At 63.8% G+C, this 831-nt stretch carries 1 protein-coding gene; it reads left to right on the top strand.

Annotation, left to right across the window (positions count from 1 at the left end; genetic code table 11):
- A partial coding sequence (locus AB7849_RS19490) for a cation diffusion facilitator family transporter (RefSeq protein WP_369501568.1) occupies positions 1 to 831 on the top strand: 831 nt, incomplete at its 5' end.

The raw sequence follows: 831 nt of genomic DNA, 5'->3' as shown, positions 1-831 counted from the left end.
GTGGTGGTCGGCATCCTGGCCAAGTCGTTGGCCCTGATTTCCGATGCCGGGCACATGCTCACCGATGTGGGCTCGATCGGACTGGCGCTTGTCGCGATGCGTCTGGCCAGCCGCCCGGCCAGTGGCAGCTACACGTTCGGACTCAAGCGGGTCGAAATCCTGAGCGCCCAGGCGAACGGGCTGACGCTGTTGTTGCTGTCGGTCTGGTTCATCGTCGAGGCGATCCGCCGGCTGATCGACCCGCCGGTGGTGGAAGGTCTGCTGGTCACGGTGATCGCGGTGGTCGGTATTGGCGTCAACCTGCTCGCCGTGTGGGCGATGAGCAAGGCCAACCGGCAAAGCCTCAACGTGGAAGGCAGCTTCCAGCACATCCTCACCGATCTCTACGCCTTCATCGCCACTGCCATTGCCGGTGCCATCATCTGGTGGACGGGTTGGAATCGCGTGGACTCCCTTGCCGCACTGGTCGTCGCCGGATTGATGCTGAAAGCCGGTATCGGACTGGTGCGCGACTCGGGCCGCATCTTCCTGGAAGCGGCACCACGCGGTCTGGACCCAGTATCCATTGCCGAGGCGATCCGTGCCATGCCGGCGGTGACTCGGCTGGACGATCTGCACGTGTGGGAAGTGACCTCGGGCATGCCGGCACTGTCGGGCCACATCTACGTGAATCACGACATCGACTGCCACGATGTGCGCCGAGAGATCGAAGCGATGCTGCATGATCGTTTCGCCATCACGCACACCACCTTGCAAACCGATCACGCGACCACGGACGAATCGGCCCGCGCGACAGGCTGCACGTTCACCTCACCCGGCGCAGCGCACTAG

The sequence above is a fragment of the Rhodanobacter sp. FW021-MT20 genome (assembly GCF_041107475.1).
GTDB lineage: Bacteria > Pseudomonadota > Gammaproteobacteria > Xanthomonadales > Rhodanobacteraceae > Rhodanobacter_A > Rhodanobacter_A glycinis.
Note: the sequence above shows the minus strand (reverse complement) of the source record. Positions and strands in the feature narration are given on the sequence as shown.